This window comes from Symbiopectobacterium sp. (assembly GCF_051710365.1).
Lineage (GTDB): Bacteria > Pseudomonadota > Gammaproteobacteria > Enterobacterales > Enterobacteriaceae > Symbiopectobacterium.
In genome coordinates this window covers 1-5,840 of sequence record NZ_JBPETA010000186.1, presented here as the reverse complement: position 1 = coordinate 5,840, position 5,840 = coordinate 1, and the positions used below count along the sequence as shown (strand labels likewise).

The window sequence follows — 5,840 nt, the reverse complement described above, 5'->3', positions numbered from 1 at the left end:
CACATTGTCATCACGGGATGATCACCATGCCGAAGCCGGTTGTTAAGTAACACCGTTTCCAATGTGTCGATGGCGGGAGCCATATCCCGATACCCCTGGCCGAATTTAACCAACGGGAGGGTTAAGCCGATGCGGTCTACTTCCTTTTTGAAAATGTCGATGCGCCAGCGGTCAAACGCGATGGCTTTCACGTCAAATTCACTGAGTAATTCTGCGATTTTCAGCACCACAAAATCATATTCCACGGATGCGGTCGGTGTGGTTTGGAGGTAGCCTTGTTTGGCCCACACGTCATAGGGCGCACGATCACGCTTGGCCCGGTCAAGTAACGTCTTACCCGGTGTCCAGAAGAACGGGAATACCAACCAGTCGCGATCTTTATCCTGCCCCACAATCACCAGCGCGGTAAGGTCGTTCTTTTCTGACAGGTCGAGCCCCGCGTAACACTCCCCAACTATCATGCTCGGGTGAATATCCTTCAGAATGCTGGCTTCCCAAACATTACGGGAGACGAACGGTGACACAGTGGATACGCGCTGATTTAGATTGAGATTACGAAAGGTATTTTCACTGGTGGGCATCCTCGCCGCTTCTTCTGCCCGGCGCTGCATCTCGTCCAGTGAACGAAACGTTCCCAACGCCGGATTAGCAGCACGCCATGCAGCACGATCCATAATGTCGGCGTCTTTTTCAGCAGTATGCACATGGCAAACAATATGTGGATCGGCAGAAGTTGCCGCGTCATCAATCCACACGCTCAATAGGTCGGCGTCGTTGGCCGCCTGGGTGCTGATAGCAATCAGCAAAGGTGTCTCATGCGCCCCCTGTGATGTGACAATAGCGTCAACAAAATCACTGCGCGGACCTACCACCTGCCCCACTTCATCCAGAATGGCCAGCACTGGAGAAAGACCGTGTGCGGTTTTACCCTCGGCGGCCAGCGCCTTGTACTCAACATTACAAGGGGTACCAATCAGCCGCTTACCGCTGGGAATGATATGCACAATGTCCTGTAGCGCGGGGTTAAGATTAATCATTTTGACCGACAGGCTAAAGACCAGCGCAGCCTGCTCTCGGCTCATTGCACCACTGACGATCTGAGAGTTTTGCACCGCTTCTGGGCCAACTAGGTGAGCAAGAAGTATTCCAGCAATTAACCCGGTTTTCCCGTTCTTTCGGGCGATGCTTAAAATTGCCCTGCTGGTGCCCACCGGGTTGTCATAGACATCAAGCAGAAAGTCTTTCTGGAAGTCATCCAGCTTCATCGGCTGTCCGATAAGCTTACCTTCCGGCACAATGCAATAGCGCTCAATGAACGCTATCACGCGCTCACCTCGCGTCATGAATGCCCCTTAGTGTTGTGGAAACGCGATCAGATTATCGTCTTCGCGTTGATGACCACTGACCGTGCTTCTGGCGTTCCTGTCATTCTTGTTTCTGTTGCGCTGGTCCCGGCTTTCACCGTTGGTGGCGTGGGAATGGATTTGCAGATCACGTCGCTGTGCCAAAATCGTGCGCTGTAATTCTACGATTTGTTTGCGCAATTCTTTAATTTCAACAACGTTTCTCGCCTCACCGCGCACGCGCTCTTCGTTACGTAAATCACGCCGTAAAATGGTGATATAGCGTTGATTATTTGCCAGTTCAACAGCGGCTAACAGGTCAGCGGGTGTCCAGCTATCCAATGCTTTGGATCGAATATTGTCATGCCAAAAAGGCTCGGCTTTTTTTTCCAAACCCGCGTGCGCCGGGGGCTGAAGGGTGTCCTCGGTCGCATTTTTCATGGCCTGAATCGCCGCCGTCGCACTGTCAGAGCGGTTTCGTTTTTCTGCCATTTGAGAACACCTTGAAAACTAAAAAAATCGGGTTAGCGTTAAATTTGAGGAGGGCGGGCGGTCAGGAAGGGCAAAGGCCCTGAACTTTTTAGCCGCCCCCCTCCTATTTAGAATTTGTTGATGTAAACCAGTGTGAATCCGGATCGAGCGGTATGCCGTTCTCATCGCAGCCGATGATCTTGTCGCGCTTTTCCATCCGCTGCTTGGTTGATGAATGGTGAGGAACGCACAGCCCTTGCCAGTTCTTTTTATCCCAGAATAGTGTCTGTGCTTTAGCTATCGCTATCTTGTTGCCAGATTTCAGCGCCTCTTTAAGCTTGTGCGGGATGATATGGTCAACAACTACCGCTGCTGTTACCCGGCCCTGTTCCTGGCACATGCGGCACAGTGGGTAAGCACGCAGAAAGGAAAGCCGCGCCTTGTCCTATCTGCTGTTGTAGATGCGGGGTTCTTTCACGTCCTGGTCCCGTTTGATTTATGGCCCTTGCCGGTTATCTTCCATCCTTCCCGGCGCCGTCGTTAAACAAATGTGCCGCACATAGTCCTGCAAGCCATTTATTTGCGCTTCTGCGATTTCGATTCGTCGTCTGAGAGTGAAATAATTTCGCTGAGCGGCGTTATCAAGTCTGGCGCGGGCTGCATAATCCATGCGGGCGGCGGGGCCGCTGGCGGACACTCTGGGGGGCAGACGGCACGGACCTGCAACCGGCGACGACCATCAGCGACATCGCGCTCAAGCTGCGCAATACGTTTTTTGTCATGTTCAAGCTCTCGTGTGTGTTTGGTATCCAGCGCGGCGACGGTCTGCATCTGGTTATTTAGTCGCTCCAGCGCCGCCTGTTGGGATTGAGTCTGCGCCTCCAGATATTGCCGGTCTTTTTCGGTGTCCAGATACAGGGCGCGATAAGACAGCGCCGCGCCGGTCATCGATGCCAGCAAAGCGGCAATAACGAGGGAGATTTTCCAGTGCATCAGGGCTGTCCTTGGAGGCAAAGTTCACACTCTACCGCCCGCCGATTGACTAGGCCCCTAGAGACCTTGCCGTCAACGTACTTCCAGCGCCGCATCTCGTTACAGGCACCGGCCCTGTCTCCGGTGTTCAGCTTCTTCAGCAACGTCGAGCGCTCAAACGCACTGCTTCCCACGTTGTAGACGAACGACGCCAGCGCAGCTTTCTGGCTCTCAGTCAGTGGTACGGTGACATTGGCGTCAACGACGGACATTGCGGCTTTCAGGTCGCTGTCCAGCAGTGCCTGGCATTCAGCAGGGGTATAGCGCTTGTGGGCAATAACGTCTTTGCCGGTATGACCTGCACACACAGTGAGCACACCGCCTGAATCCCGGTATGGGGTGTATTTCACCCCCTCATGCCACTGGAGCAGCACGGCAGCCATGACAATGGCCCCGCCAGCAGCAGCGCCTGCCATCTTGTTACGCAGTGAGGGATTCATTACTCACCCCGCGCTTCTTTGCGTCGGTCTTCCCTGATTTTGAAATAGAGGTTGGTCAGAAAAGTGAGCAGGCCAAATACCAGGCTACTGAGTACGCCCAGCGCCGCCCATTGTGTCGGCGATACGGTATCGAGTAATTGCAGCATCCAGTAACCACCGCTTACACCCGATGCGCCGTACGAAACGCCAGTGGTTATTTTGTCCAATTGCATAGCCTCACCGCCGATTTTTCGGATGGCGCTGTGTGTTATTGAAAAGGGGAAATAAAAAAGCCGAGCAATTAGCTCAGCCTTGAATGTGGTGGAACCCGATAGAATCGAACTATCTCCTGATGCTCTTCAGGCATCCGCGCGAACCATCTACGCCAGAGTTCCAGATGCAAAAAGCCCCGGTGATTAACCGAGGCCTTATCGCACATCTGTACCAAACTGATATAGAGGGAACAACAAACCTAGATGTGCGACGCGATGATTTTATTCAGCAAGCAGTCGCTGTCAATAGACAAAAGCCCCAACCACCAGAGGTAGTTGAGGCTTCATGTCCTGCGCGCTTTTGCCGCAGCATGGGGGTATTATGTGTCCGGATGTCCGGACAGTCAAGGATTTAGCTGATCTTTTGATCAGTTAATCAGCCTCATCAGATTCTCTTTGACGAAGTTTCGGCGCTCATCTTCGTTGGTAAGCACAACGACACCACGCTTTTCCAAGTATTGGAATAGTGTTTCAACATTCCCTATAAAACAATTAGAGGCAACCACTTCCGTACGTGTCACAGAGCCATCTTCATAGTCAATAACAATTCTGCCAGAGATAGCAGGCAAGCTATTTTGTGAAGATGCTCTGTCGATAAATTCACCCTCAATCGGTACACGAGCGGCGAGAGATAACGCCTCGGTAAAATTATCTTCGGGAATTTCTTTATAGCTGCAACCGAAGTGGCTTTTCAGTGCTGACCACAGTGTGATGGTTGCTTTCGCCTGATGCTCTTGCGGAACGCTTCGACCACGATTAATCACTAACTGTTTGATGGCTTCTTGTTGTTCGATAGTTAATTTGCCCGGTAATGATTTTGTTTTGCACGTTAGATGTTTCGATTCTTTCAGATTGAAGTAGCAGTCTTCCAGCTGCTCGAACACATCCCATGCTTTGTCGGTCTCAAGCATCTTCGCATGTCTAGCCGCTCCTCGTTCTGTCCAAAGGATGAGAGCTCGTGTTTTGGCAGAAATTTGTAACTGACCCATTGTCAGTCGCAAACTTTTAAGTTCATCCCCGGTTGCCTTGAAGAAATGTTTTCCTTCGATGAAGCGATCGGTGTTGCGTTTATAGTTTTGCTGAATGTTGTTAGCATCAACTGCATACAACTGAGCCAATAATTCAGTAGTGATTACCGGAATCTGATTATGAATAATTGTGGAAATCGTTTCTGCAGAAATTTGAGTTGCCATGGGATTTTCCTTTTCAGTAAGGTTAATCACCACCGTCAGGCTCGAATCTTAGGGTGGTGAGACATACAGGGTTCGAACTACCGGCTGAAAAGACCCGGTGAACCTCGCGGTTCCCCTGCACGCCCCACCATTATTTGATGTGCCCGTGCTTCGTGCATAAAAAAACCGCTAACGCGGCTATGCGTCTTTTCAGATACCCGGGGCTCGAATCCCAGCACCTGGATTTACAGGTGCTGAGTGACTATAACGCATGGGTTGATCTTCCGTCAATAAGATTACTGGGTTACACTTGGCTTAACACAGGAGGATCCGCTATGGGCCAAGTCGCATTTGATACTCAAGAATTCGTCGAGACACTGGAGAACGCCGGGCTGCCGAAAGACCAGGCTAAGGCTATTTCTATTGCTGTCCGTAAGTCTCACGAAGTTGCTGATGTAGCCACAACACGTGACCTTGAGGACGTGCGTAAAGATTTAACATTTCAGATCACTGACGTTCGCAAAGATTTGCAGCTTGAAATGGCAGGCATCCGTTCCGAACAAAAGCTCATCCGCTGGATGCTTAGTGCGCTCATTGCTGGCATGATTTCATTAATTATCAAAGCATTTTTTGTAGCCTCAGTGTAACATCAGGCTGCCTCCAAAAGTTCAGCAACTCGCCCTGCTACGTAGGCCTCAGCGCGAGCAAGGCATGCTGTAACGTAATCTGGACGATTTTCAATCTTTCTGGCTATAGCCCTGCACGACACCTTGCCCTTGTAATACGCCACCACGATATCGTATCCCAGCGGGTCGAAGTGCTTGAGCCGCCCTACCGCCCGGTCAACTATCTCACCGTCGGCATCAGACAGCATGGGCCGAATATCGCTGCTTGCCGTGACGAGGGGCCATGCCGCCTTGTACTCAGTGCCAATGCGTGAGCCGCTCCAGTTTCCCCATGCCGTCAACAGGTATCGAATATCTCTCATTTCACCGCTCCCCAGCTTTTGCCGTTCCTGATGCTGTAGATATGCTGCTTGCTGGTCTCAAACTTCTTCGCGACATCCGCTACCGATATACCGGAGGCCAGAAGTGCCCGGATAAGCGGAATATCTTCCGCCGTGAGTCGCCC

General features: G+C 51.5%; 9 protein-coding genes, 1 tRNA gene and 1 pseudogene. 1 reads left to right on the top strand and 10 read right to left on the bottom strand.

Annotation, left to right across the window (positions count from 1 at the left end; all coding sequences use genetic code 11):
• From ACTBDZ_RS14275 to ACTBDZ_RS14240, 8 genes and pseudogenes are all read right to left on the bottom strand, one after another.
• The coding region (locus tag ACTBDZ_RS14275) for a terminase TerL endonuclease subunit (protein WP_438815812.1) at positions 1 to 1,343 on the bottom strand (1,343 nt) is incomplete at its 3' end.
• A gap of 9 nt (positions 1,344 to 1,352) precedes the next feature.
• Positions 1,353 to 1,835, bottom strand: a complete 483-nt coding sequence (locus tag ACTBDZ_RS14270) for a terminase (protein WP_438815811.1) — start codon at positions 1,833 to 1,835, stop codon at positions 1,353 to 1,355.
• A 103-nt stretch (positions 1,836 to 1,938) separates the two neighbouring features.
• Complete coding sequence (locus ACTBDZ_RS14265) at positions 1,939 to 2,238, bottom strand: HNH endonuclease (RefSeq protein WP_438815814.1); 300 nt, start codon at positions 2,236 to 2,238, stop codon at positions 1,939 to 1,941.
• A 152-nt stretch (positions 2,239 to 2,390) separates the two neighbouring features.
• Positions 2,391 to 2,807: a lysis system i-spanin subunit Rz gene (locus tag ACTBDZ_RS14260; protein WP_438815810.1), complete on the bottom strand. Its 417-nt coding sequence runs from the start codon at positions 2,805 to 2,807 to the stop codon at positions 2,391 to 2,393.
• Positions 2,807 to 3,286, bottom strand: coding sequence for a lysozyme (locus tag ACTBDZ_RS14255; protein WP_438815809.1), 480 nt, complete (start codon positions 3,284 to 3,286; stop codon positions 2,807 to 2,809). The genes ACTBDZ_RS14260 and ACTBDZ_RS14255 overlap by 1 nt, the downstream gene beginning before the upstream one ends.
• Positions 3,286 to 3,498 carry a class II holin family protein gene (locus ACTBDZ_RS14250; protein WP_438815808.1) on the bottom strand — a complete coding sequence of 71 codons (213 nt, stop codon included), beginning with the start codon at positions 3,496 to 3,498 and terminating at the stop codon, positions 3,286 to 3,288. Before ACTBDZ_RS14250 ends, ACTBDZ_RS14255 begins: the two co-directional genes overlap by 1 nt.
• 86 nt (positions 3,499 to 3,584) lie before the next feature.
• Positions 3,585 to 3,660 (bottom strand) — tRNA-Phe (locus ACTBDZ_RS14245).
• A 719-nt stretch (positions 3,661 to 4,379) separates the two neighbouring features.
• Positions 4,380 to 4,730: pseudogene (locus ACTBDZ_RS14240) on the bottom strand (ORF6N domain-containing protein); the annotation flags it as partial.
• Between the two features lie 314 nt (positions 4,731 to 5,044).
• On the opposite strand from ACTBDZ_RS14240, the gene ACTBDZ_RS14235 reads away from it, so the two are divergent.
• Positions 5,045 to 5,356 (top strand): hypothetical protein, encoded by a 312-nt coding sequence (locus ACTBDZ_RS14235; protein ID WP_438815807.1) that lies wholly within the window; start codon positions 5,045 to 5,047, stop codon positions 5,354 to 5,356.
• A gap of 2 nt (positions 5,357 to 5,358) precedes the next feature.
• Here the strand turns inward: ACTBDZ_RS14235 and ACTBDZ_RS14230 are convergent, their stop codons facing one another.
• Complete coding sequence (locus ACTBDZ_RS14230; RefSeq protein ID WP_438815806.1) at positions 5,359 to 5,697, bottom strand: antiterminator Q family protein; 339 nt, start codon at positions 5,695 to 5,697, stop codon at positions 5,359 to 5,361.
• The gene (locus tag ACTBDZ_RS14225) at positions 5,694 to 5,819 is read right to left on the bottom strand and encodes a hypothetical protein (RefSeq protein WP_438815813.1); all 126 of its coding nucleotides are present in this window, start codon (positions 5,817 to 5,819) and stop codon (positions 5,694 to 5,696) included. The genes ACTBDZ_RS14230 and ACTBDZ_RS14225 overlap by 4 nt, the downstream gene beginning before the upstream one ends.
• Positions 5,820 to 5,840 lie beyond the last annotated feature (21 nt).